At 35.9% G+C, this 19,663-nt stretch carries 18 protein-coding genes; 4 read left to right on the top strand and 14 right to left on the bottom strand.

Annotation, left to right across the window (positions count from 1 at the left end; all coding sequences use genetic code 11):
- Positions 1-12 precede the first annotated feature (12 nt).
- The 3 genes from MNY28_RS04765 to MNY28_RS04755 are packed head-to-tail and all read right to left on the bottom strand — an operon-like array spanning position 13 to position 2,402.
- Positions 13-651 carry a protein-L-isoaspartate(D-aspartate) O-methyltransferase gene (locus MNY28_RS04765; RefSeq protein ID WP_151901451.1) on the bottom strand — a complete coding sequence of 213 codons (639 nt, stop codon included), beginning with the start codon at positions 649-651 and terminating at the stop codon, positions 13-15.
- A gap of 1 nt (position 652) precedes the next feature.
- Entirely contained in the window at positions 653-1,393 is a 741-nt protein-coding gene (locus MNY28_RS04760) for a carbon-nitrogen hydrolase family protein (protein ID WP_346389062.1), read from the bottom strand.
- Positions 1,380-2,402: a ribonucleotide-diphosphate reductase subunit beta gene (locus MNY28_RS04755; protein ID WP_151901453.1), complete on the bottom strand. Its 1,023-nt coding sequence runs from the start codon at positions 2,400-2,402 to the stop codon at positions 1,380-1,382. The genes MNY28_RS04760 and MNY28_RS04755 overlap by 14 nt, the downstream gene beginning before the upstream one ends.
- 75 nt (positions 2,403-2,477) lie before the next feature.
- Between MNY28_RS04755 and MNY28_RS04750 the strand changes: the two genes are divergently transcribed.
- Positions 2,478-3,470: a hydrolase gene (locus tag MNY28_RS04750; protein WP_346389061.1), complete on the top strand. Its 993-nt coding sequence runs from the start codon at positions 2,478-2,480 to the stop codon at positions 3,468-3,470.
- Between the two features lie 12 nt (positions 3,471-3,482).
- Here the strand turns inward: MNY28_RS04750 and typA are convergent, their stop codons facing one another.
- Positions 3,483-5,285, bottom strand: a complete 1,803-nt coding sequence (gene typA / locus MNY28_RS04745; protein WP_151901455.1) for a translational GTPase TypA — start codon at positions 5,283-5,285, stop codon at positions 3,483-3,485.
- A 128-nt stretch (positions 5,286-5,413) separates the two neighbouring features.
- Between typA and MNY28_RS04740 the strand changes: the two genes are divergently transcribed.
- The gene (locus MNY28_RS04740; RefSeq protein WP_346389060.1) at positions 5,414-6,652 is read left to right on the top strand and encodes a CCA tRNA nucleotidyltransferase; all 1,239 of its coding nucleotides are present in this window, start codon (positions 5,414-5,416) and stop codon (positions 6,650-6,652) included.
- On the opposite strand, the gene MNY28_RS04735 is transcribed toward MNY28_RS04740, so the two are convergent.
- The 5 genes from MNY28_RS04735 to dnaA all read right to left on the bottom strand — a co-directional run bounded on the left by MNY28_RS04735 (position 6,641) and on the right by dnaA (position 13,480).
- Positions 6,641-7,090, bottom strand: coding sequence for a hypothetical protein (locus MNY28_RS04735; protein ID WP_346389059.1), 450 nt, complete (start codon positions 7,088-7,090; stop codon positions 6,641-6,643). The genes MNY28_RS04740 and MNY28_RS04735 overlap by 12 nt on opposite strands.
- A 17-nt stretch (positions 7,091-7,107) precedes the next feature.
- Positions 7,108-8,448, bottom strand: coding sequence for a GGDEF domain-containing protein (locus MNY28_RS04730; protein ID WP_346389058.1), 1,341 nt, complete (start codon positions 8,446-8,448; stop codon positions 7,108-7,110).
- A 54-nt stretch (positions 8,449-8,502) separates the two neighbouring features.
- Positions 8,503-10,821, bottom strand: a complete 2,319-nt coding sequence (gene gyrB / locus MNY28_RS04725) for a DNA topoisomerase (ATP-hydrolyzing) subunit B (protein ID WP_151901459.1) — start codon at positions 10,819-10,821, stop codon at positions 8,503-8,505.
- Positions 10,822-10,922: 101 nt separating this feature from the next.
- Entirely contained in the window at positions 10,923-11,990 is a 1,068-nt protein-coding gene (dnaN, locus tag MNY28_RS04720) for a DNA polymerase III subunit beta (protein ID WP_346389057.1), read from the bottom strand.
- Between the two features lie 182 nt (positions 11,991-12,172).
- Positions 12,173-13,480: a chromosomal replication initiator protein DnaA gene (gene dnaA, locus MNY28_RS04715; RefSeq protein WP_346389056.1), complete on the bottom strand. Its 1,308-nt coding sequence runs from the start codon at positions 13,478-13,480 to the stop codon at positions 12,173-12,175.
- 147 nt (positions 13,481-13,627) lie between these two features.
- Here dnaA and ruvC point away from each other — a divergent pair, with 147 nt between their 5' ends.
- Positions 13,628-14,107 (top strand): crossover junction endodeoxyribonuclease RuvC, encoded by a 480-nt coding sequence (ruvC, locus tag MNY28_RS04710; RefSeq protein WP_151899245.1) that lies wholly within the window; start codon positions 13,628-13,630, stop codon positions 14,105-14,107.
- 3 nt (positions 14,108-14,110) lie between these two features.
- A complete protein-coding gene (locus MNY28_RS04705) occupies positions 14,111-14,422 on the top strand; it encodes a pyrimidine/purine nucleoside phosphorylase (protein WP_151899246.1) in 312 nt (103 codons plus the stop codon).
- A gap of 3 nt (positions 14,423-14,425) precedes the next feature.
- On the opposite strand, the gene trxC is transcribed toward MNY28_RS04705, so the two are convergent.
- From trxC to purB, 5 genes are all read right to left on the bottom strand, one after another.
- Positions 14,426-14,851 (bottom strand): thioredoxin TrxC, encoded by a 426-nt coding sequence (trxC, locus tag MNY28_RS04700; RefSeq protein WP_151899247.1) that lies wholly within the window; start codon positions 14,849-14,851, stop codon positions 14,426-14,428.
- Positions 14,852-14,943: 92 nt separating this feature from the next.
- Complete coding sequence (gene fliW, locus MNY28_RS04695) at positions 14,944-15,339, bottom strand: flagellar assembly protein FliW (protein ID WP_346389055.1); 396 nt, start codon at positions 15,337-15,339, stop codon at positions 14,944-14,946.
- Between the two features lie 9 nt (positions 15,340-15,348).
- Positions 15,349-15,699, bottom strand: coding sequence for a hypothetical protein (locus tag MNY28_RS04690; protein WP_346389054.1), 351 nt, complete (start codon positions 15,697-15,699; stop codon positions 15,349-15,351).
- A complete protein-coding gene (locus tag MNY28_RS04685; protein WP_151899250.1) occupies positions 15,681-18,047 on the bottom strand; it encodes a ribonucleoside-diphosphate reductase subunit alpha in 2,367 nt (788 codons plus the stop codon). The genes MNY28_RS04690 and MNY28_RS04685 overlap by 19 nt, the downstream gene beginning before the upstream one ends.
- A gap of 224 nt (positions 18,048-18,271) precedes the next feature.
- A complete protein-coding gene (gene purB / locus MNY28_RS04680) occupies positions 18,272-19,600 on the bottom strand; it encodes an adenylosuccinate lyase (protein WP_346389053.1) in 1,329 nt (442 codons plus the stop codon).
- Between the last annotated feature and the right edge of the window lie 63 nt (positions 19,601-19,663).

Raw genomic sequence — 19,663 nt, 5'->3', positions numbered from 1 at the left:
AGCTTTAAAAAGCTACTTGAGCACCCCGTCAAGTATCGGAACAAAATCACACTCTTCAAGCTCTTCTTCTTCAATATACTCCCCGTTTTTTATAAAACGGGTAATAACCTGTTTGTTTCCTTTTTGCAAAGGGGCAACAAGAATTCCCCCCTCAGCCAACTGTTCAAAAAGTTTTTTTGGAATCTCTTTCGCTGTTGCAGAAAAAAGAATTCTGTCATAAGGCGCATACTGAATCCAGCCGTTTTGTCCGTCATCTGTACGGGCATGGACATTATTTATACCAAGTTCTCGAAACCTTTTTTTTGCTTCAAGTATCAAAGATTCTATGCGCTCTATGGTAAAAACCCCGCGAAACAGATGGGAAAGAACGGCTGCCTGATATCCACTTCCGCAGCCTATCTCCAAAACCCTGTCTGCTCCACGCGGAAAAAGGTATTCCGTCATTTTTGCAACAGTCAAAGGAGAACTGATATACTGATTAGCCCCTATAGGCAAAGCATCGAGTTTATAGGCATTGTGTCTAAATCCTGCCGGCACAAATGCTTCTCTGTTTGTAGCAGCAATCGCTTTTTTTACTTCTTCACTTAAAGGAAACTGTGTACTACACTCTTCTGCCAGACGGGCTGTTTTTGTCGCTGTTATTCTGTCCAAGTTATTCTATCCCCACATCCATATATCTTCTCATTAGTTTTATCTCTTTTTTCCTGTACTGCATTTTCAAACAAGACTTGTTTGTGTTTCTGAAGGCTTCACCCTGCGGGGTGATAATACCGCTCATTGCTGTGCACTCTTTATTTGCACTGTCACTTGCCACAACATAGCACTGATTCATCAAGGCCAGTGCCTGTGTCAAAATTTTAAAATGCTCTGTACGCAATTCTCCCCACCATGAAGGCACGGCAATAACATCGGCTCCTTCTGATTTTTGCCAAAGTTCTTTAAAACGCAGTTCAAAACAAACAAACACGGCTAACTTAATACCGGCAACTTCCACTATTTTAAAATCTTCTTCACTGCCTGCGTGCATGTATTTGTCTTCATCACCAAATTTAAAAAGTTTGGCTTTTGCTCTTTGAAACACCACTTCTCCGTTATAAAAAACTTTGGCAAAGTTATAGACTTTCCCCTCTTTTTCTTCTAACATTGTCAAAACAATGATTTTGTCATGAGAAACTTTTTTCAGTGCCTCAGTAGCCCCTGGCGCAAAAGCAAGCATTGCATCCATACGCTCATAGTCATAAGAAGTCAAACACACTTCAGGTGCAACTATAATGGTATTTTTTTCTGTTTGTGTAATAAGTGCCAAAAGTGTCTGTAAATTATTTTCATAACTCTGTGTTGTTTCAAACAACAAAGAGCATAAAGAGTATTCGGCAGTGTTAGAAGTCATCATCAAATGAAAGGCTGCCTTTTGAGTAGTTTGTTACAGTGCCTTCAAAGAAGTTTGTTTTCTGGTCATTGAATTTTGCAAAGTCATCTACCCATTTAATAGGGTTGGAGACATTGTACAGCTTGTCAAAACCGACAGAGTTTAATCTGTCATCGGCGAGATACTGAATATACTGCTCAACAATCCCATCTGTCAAACCTAAAATCTGTCCCTGCGTGATATATTTGCCCCACTCGGTCTCAAGCTTGACAGCCTCTTTAAACATCTCAATTACATCGGCTCTGAGTTCATCAGTAAAAAGATCCGGTCGCTCTTTTCTTAAGGTATTGATTAAATTTTGAAACAGTACCAGGTGTGTCACTTCATCACGCTGAATGAAACGAATCATCTGTGCGGAACCGAGCATTTTTCCCGAACGTGCCAGTGTATAGATGTAGGTAAAACCACTGTAAAAATAGATGCCTTCAAGTATCTGATTTGCAAAACATGCTTTGACAAAATTTGTATCTGTCGGATTTTTTGCCAGCTCCTGATAGACAGCGGCAATCGTATCATTTTTGTGTTTGAGCATCATATCTCTGCGCCACAGATCATATATCTCTTCCGAGTTTGTAGAGATGCTGTCAACCATCACAGCATAACTTTGTGAGTGCAAAGCCTCTTCAAAAGACTGGCGCACCAAAATAAGATTTATCTCAGGGGCAGTCACATAAGGATTTACGTTATCTATTAAATTGTTTGTTTGGAGTGAATCCATAAAAATAAGTTGCGAAAGCGCTTTGTCATAAGCCGTTTTTTCAGCATCCGTGAGTTGTTTGTAATCATTGACATCCCGTGTCATATCAACTTCTTTTGGAAACCATGTGTTGTTAAGCATCATCTCCCACAGATTATATGCCCATTGGTATTTAATGTTGTTGAGTTCAAAAATACCTGTCGGATTTCCGCCAAAGACTTTTCTGTCATTAACATTTTCAGTTGAGTCAGGGTTATATATCTGTTTTCTGTTCATGGAATTCCCTTGTAAGTGATTATTTGAGTGTATGATTATATCCATCTGTAGATAAATTTTTGATAAGATATGAGAATGAATTTCAAACCATCTATTTTATTAAAAAACAGACATGTACAAACTGTCTATGCCAGCCTCTTTCGAAGGGTTCTTGTCAAAAATTTTGAGATAGAAACATTCACCCTCAGCGACGGAGATTTTCTCGAATGCTACTGGAAAAAAATTGATAATCATACAAAAATGTCTCCTGTTGTCATACTTTTTCACGGATTGGCAGGTTCTTATAAGTCTCCCTATATTCAAGGAACAGTAAAAGAACTCAAAGAAGCGGGATTCAGCAGTGTAGTCATGCATTTCAGAGGCTGTTCGGGCAAGCAGAATCTCAAACCAAGATCATACCACAGCGGTGATACACAGGATGCTTTTGAATTTATACAGGCTGTTTCAAAAAGATATCCCCGGGCAAAGATATTTGCGGTCGGATTTTCACTCGGTGCAAATATGCTCCTGAAACTTTTAGGAGAGAAACGCTCTACATGTAAACTTACTGCCGCTGTTGCTGTATCTGCACCGATGCTTTTAGACAAATGTGCCACACACATAAATAAAGGCTTTGCAAAATTTTATCAAAAGATTTTATTAAAAGATTTAAAAAGAGACTTGGAAAAGAAATATGAATCTTTTAATATGCAACAGATTATTTCTTTGCAGCAAAATGAGATAAAAAAATTAAAAAATTTTTGGGAATTTGACAATGTCTACACAGCCCCTGTTCATGGATTTTGCTCTGCACAGGAGTATTATACGAAATCCAGCAGCAGACAGTTTTTAAAATTCATATCAGTTCCAACACTTGTTATTCATGCGAAAGACGACCCTTTCATGCCTCCTGATATATTACCGACAAATGATGAAATATCATCTGCCGTTGAATTGGAAGTCAGTGAATTTGGAGGACATGTGGGATTTGTATCAGGAAGTATTTTCCACCCTCAATATTGGGCGGAAAAAAGAATTGTCAGTTTTTTTAAAACATTTTTACAGCAAGAGGTTCAAAAAGATATTTGAAACTCTCTATTTTTATTTGCGTGCGTGACGTTTTCTTTCACTCTCTGTTAAAAATTTCTTACGGATACGAATATTTTTAGGTGTCACTTCAAGAAGTTCGTCATCTTCTATCCACTCTAATGCACGCTCTAAACTCATATCACGAGGCGGAACAAGTTTAATCGCCTCATCTGCACCGCTTGAACGGACATTTGACTGTGCTTTTCCTTTAATAGGATTTACCACAAGGTCATTTGAACGTGAATGCTCACCGATAATCATACCCTCATACACTTCTGTCTGCACACCGATAAAAAGAACACCGCGGTCTTGAATACCAAAAAGCGAGAAAGCCAGTGTAGAACCGGATGTCATGGAAACAAGTGCACCGTATGAACGTGATTCAACTTCACCTGAAAACGGACGGAATTCCAAGAAAGAGTGATTCATTACACCCTCACCTTTTGTATCTGTCAAAAACTGCCCTCTAAAACCGATAAGTGCACGCGCAGGAATTTCAAACTCTATACGTTGGAAACCCTGTCCCATTGGCAGCATTGATTTCATTTCCGCTTTTCTTTTTCCCAAACGCTCAATAACCGTACCGCTTAAATCTTCCGGAACATCAATCACCAAATGCTCAAAAGGTTCACATTTCACACCGTTAATCTCTTTGGTAATAACTTCCGGACGCGAAATTGAAAATTCAAAGTTTTCGCGACGCATATTTTCGGCAAGTACTGTAATTTGAAGTTCACCACGGCCGGAAACTTTGAATTTACCCTCGCCGACAACTTCAAGACGCATGGCAACATTTGTGTTCATCTCAAACTCAAGTCTTTCACGAAGCTTGTTTGATGTAACGTGTTTGCCTTCTTTACCGGCCAAAGGAGAATCATTTACGGCAAAAACAACAGTCAGTGTCGGCTCTTCAACATGCATAGGATCAAGTGCAACAGGATTTACAGGATCGGCAATCGTGTCTCCGACATCAACAGTTTCCATTCCTGCAAATGCAACAATATCTCCTGCTTCCGCTTCCTCGATTTCCATACGGTTCAGTCCGTGAAAACCTATAAGTTTGGAGATTTTTCCTTTGACCATTTCGCCGTCAGCTTTTGCAAGCATAACATTGTCACCTTTATGTACAGTACCGTTAAAGATACGGCTGATACCGATTTTACCGACATAGTTGTCATAATCAAGTGTAAATACCTGTGCCTGCAGAGGATTTTGTGCATCACCTTCCGGTTCAGGAATTTTATTGATGATTGTTTCAAAAATACACTCAAAATCTCCGTCAGGATCATCCATATCCATTTTTGCCATACCATCACGTGCAGCAGCATAGATAATAGGAAAATCCTGCTGTTCATCTGTTGCACCCATATCTGCAAAAAGGTCAAACATTTCATCTACAACACGCTCAGGATCTGCTGAAGGTTTGTCAATTTTATTGATAACGACAATCGGCATTTTACCAAGTGCCAGCATTTTTTTCACAACAAATTTTGTTTGAGGCATAACACCTTCATAGGCATCAACAAGTACCAAAACACCATCTACCATTTTTAAAACACGTTCAACTTCCCCACCAAAATCGGCGTGGCCCGGAGTATCTATAATATTGATTTTATAATCTTTGTAACGAATAGCCGTATTTTTTGAAAGAATCGTAATACCACGCTCTTTTTCGATGTCATTGCTATCCATCGCTCTTTCATCATGTTGTTCGTGAGAACCGAATGTACCGGATTGCTCCAAGAGCCCATCAACCAGTGTAGTTTTACCGTGGTCAACGTGAGCGATAACGGCTATATTTCTAATTTTTTGCATTAGGGGTTTCCTTTATTTGGAAAATTTGCTGAAGAAAATTCTGCATTTCAGAGTACTTTCAGCTATTTTTCGCGAATTATACCCAAATAATTATTATATCCTTGTAAAATTAGTGATATACTTAGAGTATGATTAACTATCCGAAGAGTCTCGATACTATTTTTCACAAATTATACACACACAATATACTCCCTGTCATTGTAGGCGGTTATATTCGCGATGCACTTTTAGGAATTCCTTCAAATGATATTGATATTGAGCTCTACGGAGTCAGTTCTCTTGATAAAGTTGAAGAAATTTTACAGGAATTTGGAAAGGTGAACAGTGTTGGAAAGAGCTTTGGTGTCTGCAAGATGTACTATAAAAATTTGGATTTGGATTTTTCTCTGCCAAGAGAAGATAACAAAATTGCTTCGGGACATCAGGGTTTTGCAATCAAAATCTATAAAAATCTGGATTTTAAAACAGCTGCACTCAGAAGGGATTTTACCATCAATGCCATAGGTTATGATGTTGTCGGTAAAAAAATATTAGATCCTTATCACGGCAGAGAAGATTTAGATAAAAAAATATTACGCTCTGTGGATAAACAAAAATTTAAAGAGGATCCTTTGCGGGTTCTTCGTGCCGTTGTCTTTGCATCCCGCTTCCGTATGAAGCTTGATAAAATTCTTGTACTTACATGTAAAGAGATGATAAAAGAAAAACTTCTTGAAGAACTTCCCAAAGAAAGAGTTTTTCAAGAATTACAAAAACTTCTTCTAAAATCAGACAAACCCTCTCTCGGATTTAATCTTCTTAAAGAGTTAGGAGCATTTTCATTTTTTAGAGAACTTGCATTTCTAAACGGACAAGAGTATAAAGAAATTTTCAACTCTTTGGATATGTTAAAACAACTGTCAATAACAAATGATAAAGAGTTTGTTATACTTGCTTTGACTGTTATAACATCGAAGTTTTCAACAATACAGACACAGACATTTTTACAGAGAGTAACAAATGAAAAAACACTAATCAAAAAAGTTTTGCAACTTCATACAATTGATTTTGATTTAGATGATTTTAATGATTATGATATATACAAACTTGCTCAAAAAACAGATATTGCATTTTATGCACACTACTTACATGTAACGCAGAAGAAAAAAAAAGATACAGAGTATTTACTCAAAAAAGCGAAAAAACTCAATGTACTTCATAAACCAATTCCTCCTCTCGTCAGTGGAAAAGATTTAATTGAACTGGGTCTACAGCCATCAAAAGAATTTTCAAAAATACTTCAATCAACATATCAGGCACAAATTCAAAATATTTTTAACACTAAATCTGATGCTCTCATCTGGCTCCAAAAAAATCTACTTTCCTAAAATATTCATTTTATTTTGTAGTTTTGAATATTGATTTATAGTGTTTATTGCTGATTTTAAAGTCTCAACGAGTTTTGAACTGTATATTTGTTTATTTCGTGTGTCATAATCATTGATAAGTTCTTTATAAATTTCTAAAAATTTTTGAGCTGATTCGATAGTTTCCATATTAATATGTTTGTTCGTCAAAACAGCAATAAAAAGCTCAAAAGCTTTTTTCTTTTTTATATCCATATCATCGTTTTTAATAAAATATGCTTGTGTTTTTTCATCAAACGAAATAAGTTTTTTCATAACTTCATTTGCGCCTTCAACACTTAGTGCAAGATCTTTCATATTATTTTTTATATAAGAGCGCATTTCGGTAAGATTCATTTTTGCTATTTTTTCAATTAATTGCGAATTTGCCAATTTATCTTGATTTTTTTTACCAAACATTATCTACTCCTTATATTTTAGTTTACAACAGTTTCAATTTCTGAGAGATATTTTCCTTCCAGATAATCAATTTTCATCTCTTTGGCAACCGTGTAAACTTCTTTATCTTCTATATTTTTTATCCAGGTTTTTACACCTTTTTCATGAGCCATAACAGTAAAACCATCAATTATATTACGATTGTGAAATAGTTTTTCTTTATTTGAATAATAAGTATCAAATCGGACTACATCAATATTTAATTCTCTTAAATATAAAAAACTTGTATGCAGTGAACCTAATCTGTCTATGGCTATAAGGACACCAAAAGCTTTTAACGATTTTATTATACTATTATATCTGCTTATATAAGAATAATACTGCATTTCACTTAAAACAAACATTATTTTCTTGTCAGAATATTCTTTTAAAAGTTCTTTTGTTTTTGAAAGGAATTTGTCATTTCTCAATGATGTAGGCAAAACATTGATTGCGTAAATATTTTCTCTGTATTGGCAGTTTTTTAAAATTTCTTCTAAGACCATCAAATCAAAACTCACACCGAGTCCCAGTTTATTGATAACTTTTAAATATGTTTTTGGATGAATTATTTTTTTGTTTTGTCCTTTGAGTTTTATATAACATTCTCTAAAGACTGCATCATTTTTATTGTTGTAAACTGCCTGTGACATAATAAGAAGATTTTTATTTTCAATAGCATCAATGACCAATAATTCCAATTCATTTGGATTGATACTCTCTTCTTCTTTGTATTTCATATTTTTGTTTTTATTTTGAAGATCAAAAAGGTTTTCTATGAGGTAATTTAAATCTTTTGAATAACTCGTATCTGTCATGGCTCCTGATATTTTTATCTCTATATCATCCACATTCAAATCATTGGATTTTAAACATATAAGTTCTAGCAAAGTGCTGTATCTGTCTTTTGCTCCATCAAGTCCTATGATAAAATCACCGCCTTTAATATGACCAATAGGAAAATTTTCAATCCCTTCTTTTTTTAAATACTCTGTTATCCAATCAACAACATACTTTAAAACTTTATCTCCGTTTTTTAATCCGTAAAGAGTATTTATATCATTTAAATTATCTATACTGATAAGAATCAGCGTATACTCTTTTTTTTGTTTTATCTCTTTTTGCAAATATTGATACAGGTATTCTCTGCTGAATGTTTTTGTTACACTGTCTGTTATTTTTACATCAAATCCTTTGTATATAAGAAAAAAAATAAAGTAGATACTGACAAGTAAAAGTAAAACAGCTTCTATATAAAATGATATTTCAAGTGTAGTGTAATTACTGATAAGTGTATGAAAAATAAAGGCAAGTATAAGAGCAAAGATAGGTAAAGCCATTCTAAGTGCAAGCTTAAAACGGTATTCCCTCTCTTTTGTTTGGGACAATAACATTTATACGTCTAAATGCTTCACATCTTTTGCATGTGTTTCGATATAGTTACGACGAGGTTCAACTTCATCACCCATAAACAATGTAAATGCATCTGATGCAACAGTTGCATCTTCTATGGAAATTTGTAAAAGGACACGGTTTTCAGGTGTCATGGTTGTTTCCCATAACTGATCAGGATTCATTTCACCCAGACCTTTGTAGCGTTGAATATACGCACCTTTTCTTGCATAGTCTTTGATATTTTCCAGTACTTCTATGATATCTTTGTCAAAATGAATATCCCATTCTGTTATCTTTTTATAAACAAAACTTGCTTCATTGAAATGCGGAGCAGAAAAAAGATCATCATTTATAAGAAGCTCTTCCATTCCTGTTTCTGTCTGTACAAAAAGATGAATTTCATTTGTTTCTTCATTAATGGTATAGGTTAAAATATTGTTGTTTATTGAAGTTAAAAATTTCTCTATTTCAACAAACATCTCTTTTGCAGGCAGGGCAATCAGGTCAGGGTTTTCAATAAAATGACGGATAAGTTTTACAAGAGCATAACGACGATTGAGTGCTTCAAGTGAAGAAGCATAATGATCAACCATTTTAAAATAGGCTATTAAATCATTATTTCCCACTCCGTCAACTTCCAAAGATTCTATACCGTTGCTGATAAGATATTCATTCATAGCAGCATCATCTTTAAAATAGATCTCTTTTTTGCCTTTTTTGTAACGATACAGTGGCGGTTGTGCAAGGTACAAATAGCCTTTATCTATAATGTCACGAAAATACCTGAAAAAGAAAGTAAGCAGAAGTGTCTGAATATGAGAACCATCAACATCAGCATCTGTCATGATGATAATTTTATGGTAACGGAGTTTTTCTTCTTTATACTCTTCTCCGATTCCACAACCCATAGCTGTTATCATATTTGTAATTTCATCTGATTTTAAAATCTTGTCAAGCCGTGCTTTTTCAACATTTAGAATTTTACCTTTAAGTGGTAAAATTGCCTGAAAAACACGGTCACGCCCCATTTTTGCAGAACCACCCGCAGAATCCCCTTCCACCAGATAGAGTTCGCAGATACTTGCATCTTTGCTTTGACAATCAGCCAACTTTCCTGGAAGGGTGCCAACACTCATAGAATCTTTTCTTCGTGTTAATTCTCTTGCTTTTTTGGCAGCTTCACGACCGCGTGCTGCCATTAAAGCTTTGCTGACAATGGCTTTGGCCTCTATAGGATTTTCTTCAAAATATTTGTTAAGAGCTTCACCTGTTGCTTTTTGAATAAGCGGACGTACATAAGTGTTTCCGAGTTTTCCTTTTGTCTGTCCTTCAAACTGAGGTTCCGGAACACGGACTGAAACAATTGTAATCAGTCCTTCTTTTACGTCATCTCCGGAAATTTTGACATCTTTTTCTTTTGCGGCACCGTTTTTGGCATTATAGTTTGATATGACACGTGTAAGTCCTGCACGAAAACCTGCTTCATGTGTTCCCCCGTTTGGCGTGCGGATATTGTTGACAAATGAGGCAAGTTTTTCTTCATAGGAGTCATTATACATCAGGGCAATGTCAAACTCTATATCTTCGGCTTTTCCGCTGAAACTGTAGACATTGGCAACAATTTCTTTTTTATTCATATCAGTCACATACTGGGCTATACCGCCTTCAAAATGATAGACTTCTTTTGTACCGTTTCTTTCATCATTGAATTTTATGGTGATAAAAGGATTCAGATAGGCAAGTTCTTTGAATCTTTTTGCCAGGTATTCGTATTCAAAGGTTATTGTTTCTGTAAAGATACTCGGATCTGCTGCAAATTCAATAGTTGTACCGGTTTTACGGGTTGTTCCTGTAACTTCAAGAGGTCCCTGGGGAATCCCCATTTTAAAATCCTGTTCATGGATTTTCCCGTCACGGTAAATTGTCATGTGTAAATCAGAAGAGAGGGCATTTACAACAGAAACACCGACTCCGTGCAGTCCTCCGGAAACTTTGTAGGTATCTTTGTCGAATTTACCTCCGGCATGCAGTACTGTTAAAACAACAGTAGCGGCGCTCATATTTTCGGTAGGGTGCATCTCTGTCGGAATTCCGCGACCGTTGTCACTGACTTTACATGTACCGTTTTTAGTGAGTGTTACTGTTATAGTGTCACAATACCCTGCCATTGCTTCATCAATAGAGTTATCAATAACTTCATAGACCAAGTGATGCAGACCGCGGTGTCCGGTATCTCCGATATACATACCGGGACGTTTACGAACAGCTTCCAAGCCTTTAAGAACTTTAATATTACTAGCGCCATATTCTTGTTGCATTTAATACTCCATTGCCGTTTTCGGCATAATTAAAGACATTTTATCTAAAATAATCTTATGATAAGTTTTATAGCTGTGCAGAGGAAGGGAGAACCTACAGTTTAAATAACTATAGGCATAACAACTGTAATAAAATTTTCATCTTTTAAAATAAAAGGAAGGTTTCCTTCATTGAGTCCGATTGTAAATTCTGAAGAGTTTATAGAATTTAAAAAATCAAGTAAATATTTTGAATTGATTGCTATTGAAAAAGGTTCATCAAAACCTGTGTTGTAACTAATTTCTGTTTTTGCTTCGATGTTGTCTTCGCTTAAACTTTCAAAACTGATGGTATCATTGAAAAAAGTGAGTTTTACATCTGTAGATATAGTTGTAATTTGTTTGATAGAATTAATCATAATGGCTTTAGGTAAAACCAGATTATAGTTTGTTTCTTTGGGAATGATTCTTGAATATTCAGGGAATTTTCCGTTAATGAGTTTTGTAAAAAAAGTATATTGTTCTGAATGGATAATAAGATTTGTTTCGTCGTAATAGAGCTCGATATTATCAAAAAAGAGTTTTTGGATTTCAACAATTGCTTTTTTGGGAATTATTATAGATAATTCGTTCTCACTTTGGTTGTTAAGAGTAACAACTGCCAATCTTCGTGTATCTGTGGCTGCAAAGTTAATAGAATCTTTTTTTATATCTATGAGAGCACCGTTAAGTTCAAATTTGGGATTGTTGGTATCTATGGCAGGTGTTATTTTTTTTAAAGATTCGATGAGAGTGTGTGATTCGATGGAAATTCTTGGTTTTCCTTCGTAAGAAGGAAATTCCGGAAACTCATTATATGAAAAAGTAGGCAGTTTGAAATTAGAGTGTCCCTGTGATATAAGAAGAGTGTCATTTTTTGCTTCCAAATTAATATCATCATCTTTTAATATTCTGACAATATCGAGAAATTTTTTACCGTTAGCGGTAATACTGCCTTCGTTTTCAATTTTTAGATTATCAGTTGATACTAAAAAACCTATTTCATAATCAGTTGCCTTCAGTGTTAGTTTTGAGCCGGAAACATTTATATAGACATGTGAAGTTATCTGTGATGTATCTTTTTTTTCCAAAAAAGGTGCAGCATGAATGAGTATATTTTCCAATATAGATTTTGAGATGGTAATTTTCATTTTTTAAATCCCTATATATTTATATAATTTTAGTAAGTAGTAGTAGTATGGAGTGAATATGTGACAAATCAACTCAAACACCTACAGGCTTACTTTTTGAGATGTGAATACACCTTAAGGCTTCTTTCACATCTATTCACTTTTACAATTATATCTTTTTTTTTAATGCTTTTAAAATAAAATCAGGAGATAGATGTTATTTTGTTTGTAAGTTCATCAATTTTTACTTTAAAATCTTCATCATCTTTAAGCAGATTGTTTATTTTTTTAATGGTATGGCTGATGGCGGTATGGTCTTTCATTCCAAAATACTGTGCAAGTTGAGGCATTGTGTTTTGTGTGAGTTCGCGGCAGATATATATGGCAATTCTACGGGCATATACAATATTTTTGCTTCTGCCTTTTGAACGTATTTCACTTGGTTTGATGTTGAGATCTTTGGCTACAACTTCGGTAATGGTTTCCATTGTAAGGTTTGCTCTGTTCTCGTTCATCTGGTCTTTGAGCACATTTTTTGTAAAATCCAGATCAATATCAACATGCATCAGTTGTGAATAGGCATGGAGTTTGGAAAGTATTCCTTCAATTTCTCTAACATTGCTGTCAATGACGGTTGCTATGTAGTTGACTATATCTTCGGAGAGTTTTACCTTGTTTATTTCACATTTTTTCTTGATGATGGCTATTTTTGTTTCTAATTCCGGTGGCTGTATATCGGCAACGAGTCCCCATTCAAATCTGCTTTGCAGACGCGCTTCAAGACCGCCGATTTTTTTAGGATGTTTGTCAGCCGTGAGAATAATTTGCTTTCCGGCACCTTTTAAAGCTTCAAAAGTGTGAAAAAATTCTTCTTGAATACCTTCTTTATTACTTAAAAACTGAATATCATCAATAAGCAGTACATCACATTTACGGTATTTTTCCTGAAAACGTTCCATTGTTTTGTTCCGTACATGTCGGATAAAATCATTTAAAAATTGCTCAACTGTCGTATATATAACAATTTTTCCCTCATTTTGAAAAACATTGCCGGCTGCCTGCATGAGGTGGGTTTTTCCAAGACCGACACCACCGTAGATAAACAAAGGATTGTAAACTTTTCCTGCATTTTCGCTGACACTTTTTACAGCAGCATAGGCAAACTGGTTGGAACCTCCGACCATAAAGTTGTCAAAAGAGTGTGAAGGATTTAACAAAGAGCTGCTTTGTTTTACTTCTACGGCTTTTTTTGTCTTTCTTTTTTCTATACTGTTTTTAAGCGTTATTTCTACATTTACTTTGGAACCGTTTTTTACTTCAAAAAGATGTGCTATTTTTTCTCTGTATTTATTTTTAATCCAATTGACAACCAGTGCATTGGGAGCATAAAATATAGCCAAATCAGCAGTAGATTTTTTTATATCATAAGAGAGATGTCTTATATATCTGTTATATTCGAGTTCACTTATTTCATCTTTGAGTGCCTGTAATACTTCTTGACCTATATTCACATAAAACCTTGTTTCTTTTTTTATATGTGAATAATACTTTTTTTATCCATAAAACAGGGTTAAATAGATGTGAATAGCCCAAATTCTCTTATGTGAATATTTATATTGTTTTCTATATAATGGTGAAAAATGTTTTAAAGGCCTTAAATGACTATACTTGGTATAGATCCCGGAACCAGAAATATGGGGTATGCACTTATTTCGTTACAAAATTCCAAAATATCGCTTATCGAAGCGGGACTTATAAAAATGAAGGCAGAAGATTTGCAGTTTCAAATACCGCAAATGGTTGAAGGATTGAGCAGTATATTTGAAAATCATGTTATTGACGAAGTAGCCATGGAAGATATATTTTATGCCCACAATCCCGCAACAACAATTAAGCTGGCACAGTTTCGCGGAGCAATAATGCTAAAACTTTTACAGGAGTTTGGACAGTTTCATGAATATACGGCGTTGCAGGTAAAAAGAGCGCTTACAGGCAAGGCAAAAGCACAAAAAGAACAGGTGGCATTTATGGTTCAGCGCCTGTTAAACATAAAAAAAGAGATCAAACCTCTTGATATATCAGATGCCATGGCTGTAGCCATAACACACTCTCAGAGAGTCAAACTAAAAAAAGGATAAAAAATGTCAAAATTTGAAAATGTGAATATTGTAAAAGAGGCAAATATTTATTATGACGGAAAAGTAACGAGCAGAACAGTTGAATTTCCTGACGGAAGTATAAAGTCTTTGGGAATTATGCTGCCGGGCGAATATACTTTTAATACGGCAGAGAAAGAGATTATGGAGATCATGAGCGGTGATGTGGAAGTAAAACTGCCAGGCGAAGAGTGGCGCACACTTCTTGTGCCTGAAATTTTTACAGTACCGGCCGACTCTTCATTTGAAATAAAAATAAAGAGTGTAACCGATTACTGCTGTTCGTATATAAAATAAAATTTAGTTACTGTGTTTTGAAGCGAGAGAAACAAGTGCATTTACATCAAGCGCACCGCTGACTCTTTCGACTTCACGGCCATTTTTAAAGACTATAATTGTCGGAATAGAACGTATACCAAAACGTGCACCCAGATTCTGCTCATTTTCGGTATTTACTTTTGCAAAAAGTGCTTTGAGCGGAAATTGAGTGGCAGCACGTTCAAAATTTGGAGCCATCATTTTACATGGACCGCACCATGGTGCCCAAAAGTCAACTATTACCGGAATATCACTGTTGACAATTACTTCATCAAAATTTGCATTTGTAAGTTCTACAGGTTTTGTGTCTAAAAGTGATTGTTTACACTTCCCGCAGTTTGCTTTTTTATAACTCTCTTTTTTTGGAACATTGTTTACAGTAAAACAGTGTGGACATACAATTTTCATAGAATTCTCCTTTTTGAAGTGTATTTTACACTCAATTTGGCAATTGTAATGCTACCTAAGTTCCATATTATAGTCTAATTTCAAAATATATTTTATGAAGATGTCTCTTTTTTAAATGATTCTATACTTTCTGCCATGCCATAATCCGGATTTTGTTTTGGTTCTAAAACAATTTGGGCCAATGTATTGTTGTCATGGTTAATAATAATGGGTGCTAAAAAATTAATTGTTGATTTTTCCAAAGGTTTCTGAATAAGTAAAATATTGAAAACACTTATTTCTGAATTGTCAGTAATTTTGAGTAACTCTTTTGTTTTTTCAGGAATTTCAAAAGGGTATTCGCGTAACATATAAGGATTGACCAGAGTAAAAGATATGCCCGGATTTTGGCTGTCTTTCATAATGGAAAAAAGTTCATCTATTTCATTTATATCTACCTGCCTGGTATTTACAAATCCAAGTATTTCGCCTTTTACCTCATATGCCATTGTCATCCTTTAAAATTGTCCCTCTTTATATTTCAGATCCTTAGAAATGATATAGAGCGTCGAGTTTTTAATTGCTTGGATATTATAGCACTCTCCTATGCCAAATGCAAATTCTTTGTTTACATGTAAAAGACTTGCTCCGTCACTCATATTTATAAACTGTAACTTGCTTTGTTCAAGCAGTCTTGCATCTGTTACCTCTGTAAAATCAAGTGTTAGGGTTATCCAGTCATAATCACGTGCGGCATCTTGAACTGCAAGAACTAATTTCAGATGAGTGGGTGAAATGACTTCGAGGGAACGCAAGTCGGCATTTTTAAAGCTGTCAAACCGCTCAAGGTCTATTGGCAACCGACACACTCCATACTTCTGTCTTCGACATCGCTTGCCATTTCCGGTGACTGTGAACGCAGATAATAGGTAGATTTGAGTCCCAGTTTCCATGCCAGCATATAAATTTCATTAAGATAGCGTCCGCTTGCTTTGTCAAGTGTTATAAAAATGTTGAGAGACTGCCCCTGATCTATCCATTTTTGTCTGATAGCGGCTGCTTTTATAAGAACGGTCTGGTTTAAATCATATGCCGGAGTATAATAACTCCATGTCTCAGGTGAAAGATTAGGAACAACAACAGGAATCAGTCCGCTGAGATTTTCTTCTGACCATTTGCGTTTAAAGACAGGCTCAATAGCCTGTGTAGTACCTGTTAAAATAGATATGGATGATGTAGGGGCTACAGCCATCAGATAACCGTTTCGCATTCCCTGTTTTTTTACTTTGGCCCGGAGTTCATCCCATTCGTATTTTGAAGCAAAGAGTCCGCCACGGTCAACCAGGTTTACCACCTCGGCATTTGCATGGTCTTGAGGCATTATTCCTCTGCTCCACTTGCTTCCTTCAAATTCGGGATAGCTTCCTTTTTCAACAGCCAGATCAGAAGAGGCGGAAACTGCATTATAACAAACAGCTTCCATAATTTCGTCTATTTTGTCAAAATGTTCCTGACTTCCCCACATAATTCCGGCTTCTGCAAGCATCTGTGCTTCGCCCATAACACCCAAACCGATAGAGCGGCTTCGCATGTTAGTCCGTTTTACTTTTTCAACCGGATAAAAATTCAAATCTATAACATTGTCCAAACATCTGATAGCTGTGGGGACAATTCTGTCTATATCTTCTTTTGTATTTATGCGTGAGAGATTTATAGAAGCAAGGTTACAAACAGCCGTAGCGCCGTCAATTTTTTCTTTTTCCACAGCAAAAATAGGAAGTCCTCCCAATGAATCCAAAGCAGTGACTTTTTTGGCGGGTTTTGTTATACCACTGTCTACAGTTACCAACTCCTCTTCTTCATAACTGATGCTGTCACCGTTTTCAAAAATAAATTTTATTTTATAATGGTTAGGCTGAGTGTTTTGAAAAATTTCTGTACAGAGATTGGAACTTCTGATAATTCCGTAATGATCATTCGGATTTGCACGGTTAGCATTGTCTTTAAAACAAAGAAACGGTGAACCTGTCTCAAAATAAGAAGTCAAAATCTTTTTCCATAAATCTTTTGCCTTTACTTTTTCTTTGATGATACTCTCATCCTGTTCAAATTTGAGATAAAGTTTATTAAATTCTTCGCCGTAGACATTCGTGAGTTCTCTGGTATCATATGGGTCGAAAAGTGTCCAGATTGCATCTTCTTCCACACGTTTCATAAACATATCGTTTAGCCATAGAGACGGAAACAAATCGTGAGCGCGACGACGCTCTTCACCAGAGTTTTTCTTCAGGTCTAAAAAGTCGTTGATATCTATATGCCATGGTTCAAGATAAACAGCAATAGCACCTTTTCTTGTACCGAGTTGGTCTACGGCGATGGCAATATCATTTGTTATCTTTAAAAAGGGGATAGTACCACCTGCTGCATTTTTGTGGCCGTCTATAAAAGAACCCATTGAACGAACCTGGGTCCAGTCCCACCCGATTCCTCCGCCAAATTTTGAAAGCATTGCCATCTCTTTGTATGTGTCAAATATACCTTCGATATTATCAGGAGTCGAGCCTATATAACATGAACTTAACTGGTGTCTTGGTGTTCTTGCATTGGAGAGTGTGGGAGTGGCTAACATAACTTCGAATTTACTAATCATGTTATAAAATTTGATGGCCCACTCTTGACGGTTTTCCTCACGCTGTGCCAAAAACATTGCGATGGCCATAAACATATGTTGCGGAAGCTCTATCGGGTTTGCATCTCTGTCTTTAATCAGATATCTGTCATAGAGTGTTTTAATGCCCAGATAATTAAACTGCAGATCTCTTTCCGGTTTAATATGTTTTTCCAGTTCGTCAAGATCATACATCTCTTTTAGGCCCAGAAGAATTCGTCCCTCTTTTTCTCCTTTTTCAAAATACTTTTCCAATTTGCAATAACCGGTAAAACCGTTTACCTGATGGTAAAGATTAAAAAGAAACAGACGTGAAGCCACAAATGTCCAGTTGGGTGCATCAATATCTATTTTATCTACCGCGGTTTTAATTAAAGTTTCTTGTATCTCTTTTGATGTTATACCGTCACGAAAGTGAATTTGGGCATCAACTTCCAGTTCACTTTGGCTGACATTGGCCAAACCTTTTACAGCAGCAGAAGTATATTTTTGGATTTTGGATATGTCAAGAGGTTCTGTTCGTCCGTTTCGTTTTATAACTGTTATCATAAATTTATTCCCTGATTAAGAATTTTTTATATAATTATGTATGCAATAATCATATAAAAAACTATAAGATATTGTTAATTAGCATAGTTAGTATTCTAGCGAAAACTCTCTCTTAAAAATATTAAAGCAGTAAAATTTTTACAAGTTTTATATATTTGTTATATCTAAGGAGATAGAAGAAAAAGTTATATTCAGCATAGCTGTAATTGCTATGCTGAAGTTGTTTATTTGAAAACTCTTGCAAATATTTTATCTACATTTTTTGTATAGTAGTCGTAATTAAAACATTCTCTGATAACTTCTTCACTGAGTGAATTTCTCAACTCTTCGTCTGCAAGCAGATGATTAAGATAGAGGCTCTCTCCTTTTTCATTAACAGTAGGTTTGCCCTGTTGAATCTCTTCCCAGACTTTCATGGCATTTCTCTGTACGATTCTGTAGGCATCTTCACGACTCACACCCTGCAGCGGAAGTTCAAGTAAAACACGTTGAGAAAATACAAGTCCGCCTGTCAGGTTGAGATTTCTCATCATGTTTTCAGGATATACAGTCAGGTTTGCAATAACGTTATTCATGCGGTGCAGCATAAAATCACTTGTAATAAATGCATCAGGGAGCCAAAAACGTTCTGTGGATGAGTGGGAGATGTCACGTTCATGCCAAAGAGCTACATTTTCCATAGCAGGGTTTGCATAGGCACGTATCATGCGAGCCAAACCTGTTATGTTTTCTGTGAGGATAGGATTGCGTTTATGAGGCATTGCGGATGAGCCTTTTTGGCCTTTTGCAAAATACTCTTCGCACTCATATACTTCCGTTCTTTGCCAGTGACGAACCTGTACGGCAAATTTTTCTATGGAACTTGCCATTAATGCCAAAGCTGTTGCCAGTCTCGCATAACGGTCACGCTGAATAACCTGGTTTGAAACAGGTGCCGGCTTTAAACCAAGCTCTTCACAGGTATACTCTTCAAGTTCCAAAGGAGCATGCGCAAAATTTCCCATTGCTCCACTTACCTGTCCGACTGCTATAACATCCATAGTCTGTTCAAGGTTTTCGAGATGACGAGCCATTTCATCATACCAGACAGCTAACACGAGACCAAATGTTATAGGTTCTCCGTGAATTCCGTGAGAACGTCCGACCATTAAAGTCATTTTGTGTTCCATGGCACGTTTTTTAATAGACTCCATAATCATCTTTACATCTTCTATTATAAGCGAAAGGGAATCTTTCATCTGAAGCGCAACGGCTGTATCAATAGTATCTGAAGATGTCATACCATAATGAAACCATCTGCTCTCTTCACCGAGAGATTCTGATACCGAAGTTGTAAAGGCAATCAGGTCATGGCGTGTTACCGCTTCTATTTCATCTATGCGTTTAATGTCAAACTTTGCGTTCTTAACAATTTTGTCCGCATCTTCCTGAGGGATTTTTCCCAGTTTTGCCCAAGCTTTTACTACAGCAATTTCAACATCAAGCCACGCCTGGTATTTTGCCTGGTATGTCCATTTTGATGCCATCTCTTCCCGTGAATATCTATCTACCATTATATAGGTTCCTTATGATTGTTTTTATGCTAGAATTCGCATAGATTAAAGTAGTTTATTTTA

The sequence above is a fragment of the Sulfurimonas sp. NWX367 genome (assembly GCF_039667065.1).
Taxonomy (GTDB): domain Bacteria; phylum Campylobacterota; class Campylobacteria; order Campylobacterales; family Sulfurimonadaceae; genus Sulfurimonas; species Sulfurimonas hydrogeniphila.
Note: the sequence above shows the minus strand (reverse complement) of the source record. Positions and strands in the feature narration are given on the sequence as shown.

Coding starts and splice junctions, on each gene's coding strand:
- fliW (WP_346389055.1), bottom strand. CDS start 15,339: ATGGCATATGAGGTAAAAGGCGAAATACTTGGATTTGTAAATACCAGG.
- MNY28_RS04750 (WP_346389061.1), top strand. CDS start 2,478: ATGAATTTCAAACCATCTATTTTATTAAAAAACAGACATGTACAAACT.
- MNY28_RS04735 (WP_346389059.1), bottom strand. CDS start 7,090: ATGTTTGGTAAAAAAAATCAAGATAAATTGGCAAATTCGCAATTAATT.
- MNY28_RS04685 (WP_151899250.1), bottom strand. CDS start 18,047: ATGATAACAGTTATAAAACGAAACGGACGAACAGAACCTCTTGACATA.
- MNY28_RS04760 (WP_346389062.1), bottom strand. CDS start 1,393: ATGATGACTTCTAACACTGCCGAATACTCTTTATGCTCTTTGTTGTTT.
- MNY28_RS04705 (WP_151899246.1), top strand. CDS start 14,111: ATGTCAAAATTTGAAAATGTGAATATTGTAAAAGAGGCAAATATTTAT.
- MNY28_RS04740 (WP_346389060.1), top strand. CDS start 5,414: ATGATTAACTATCCGAAGAGTCTCGATACTATTTTTCACAAATTATAC.
- ruvC (WP_151899245.1), top strand. CDS start 13,628: ATGACTATACTTGGTATAGATCCCGGAACCAGAAATATGGGGTATGCA.
- MNY28_RS04730 (WP_346389058.1), bottom strand. CDS start 8,448: ATGGCTTTACCTATCTTTGCTCTTATACTTGCCTTTATTTTTCATACA.
- MNY28_RS04755 (WP_151901453.1), bottom strand. CDS start 2,402: ATGAACAGAAAACAGATATATAACCCTGACTCAACTGAAAATGTTAAT.
- trxC (WP_151899247.1), bottom strand. CDS start 14,851: ATGAAAATTGTATGTCCACACTGTTTTACTGTAAACAATGTTCCAAAA.
- dnaN (WP_346389057.1), bottom strand. CDS start 11,990: ATGAAAATTACCATCTCAAAATCTATATTGGAAAATATACTCATTCAT.
- gyrB (WP_151901459.1), bottom strand. CDS start 10,821: ATGCAACAAGAATATGGCGCTAGTAATATTAAAGTTCTTAAAGGCTTG.
- typA (WP_151901455.1), bottom strand. CDS start 5,285: ATGCAAAAAATTAGAAATATAGCCGTTATCGCTCACGTTGACCACGGT.
- purB (WP_346389053.1), bottom strand. CDS start 19,600: ATGGTAGATAGATATTCACGGGAAGAGATGGCATCAAAATGGACATAC.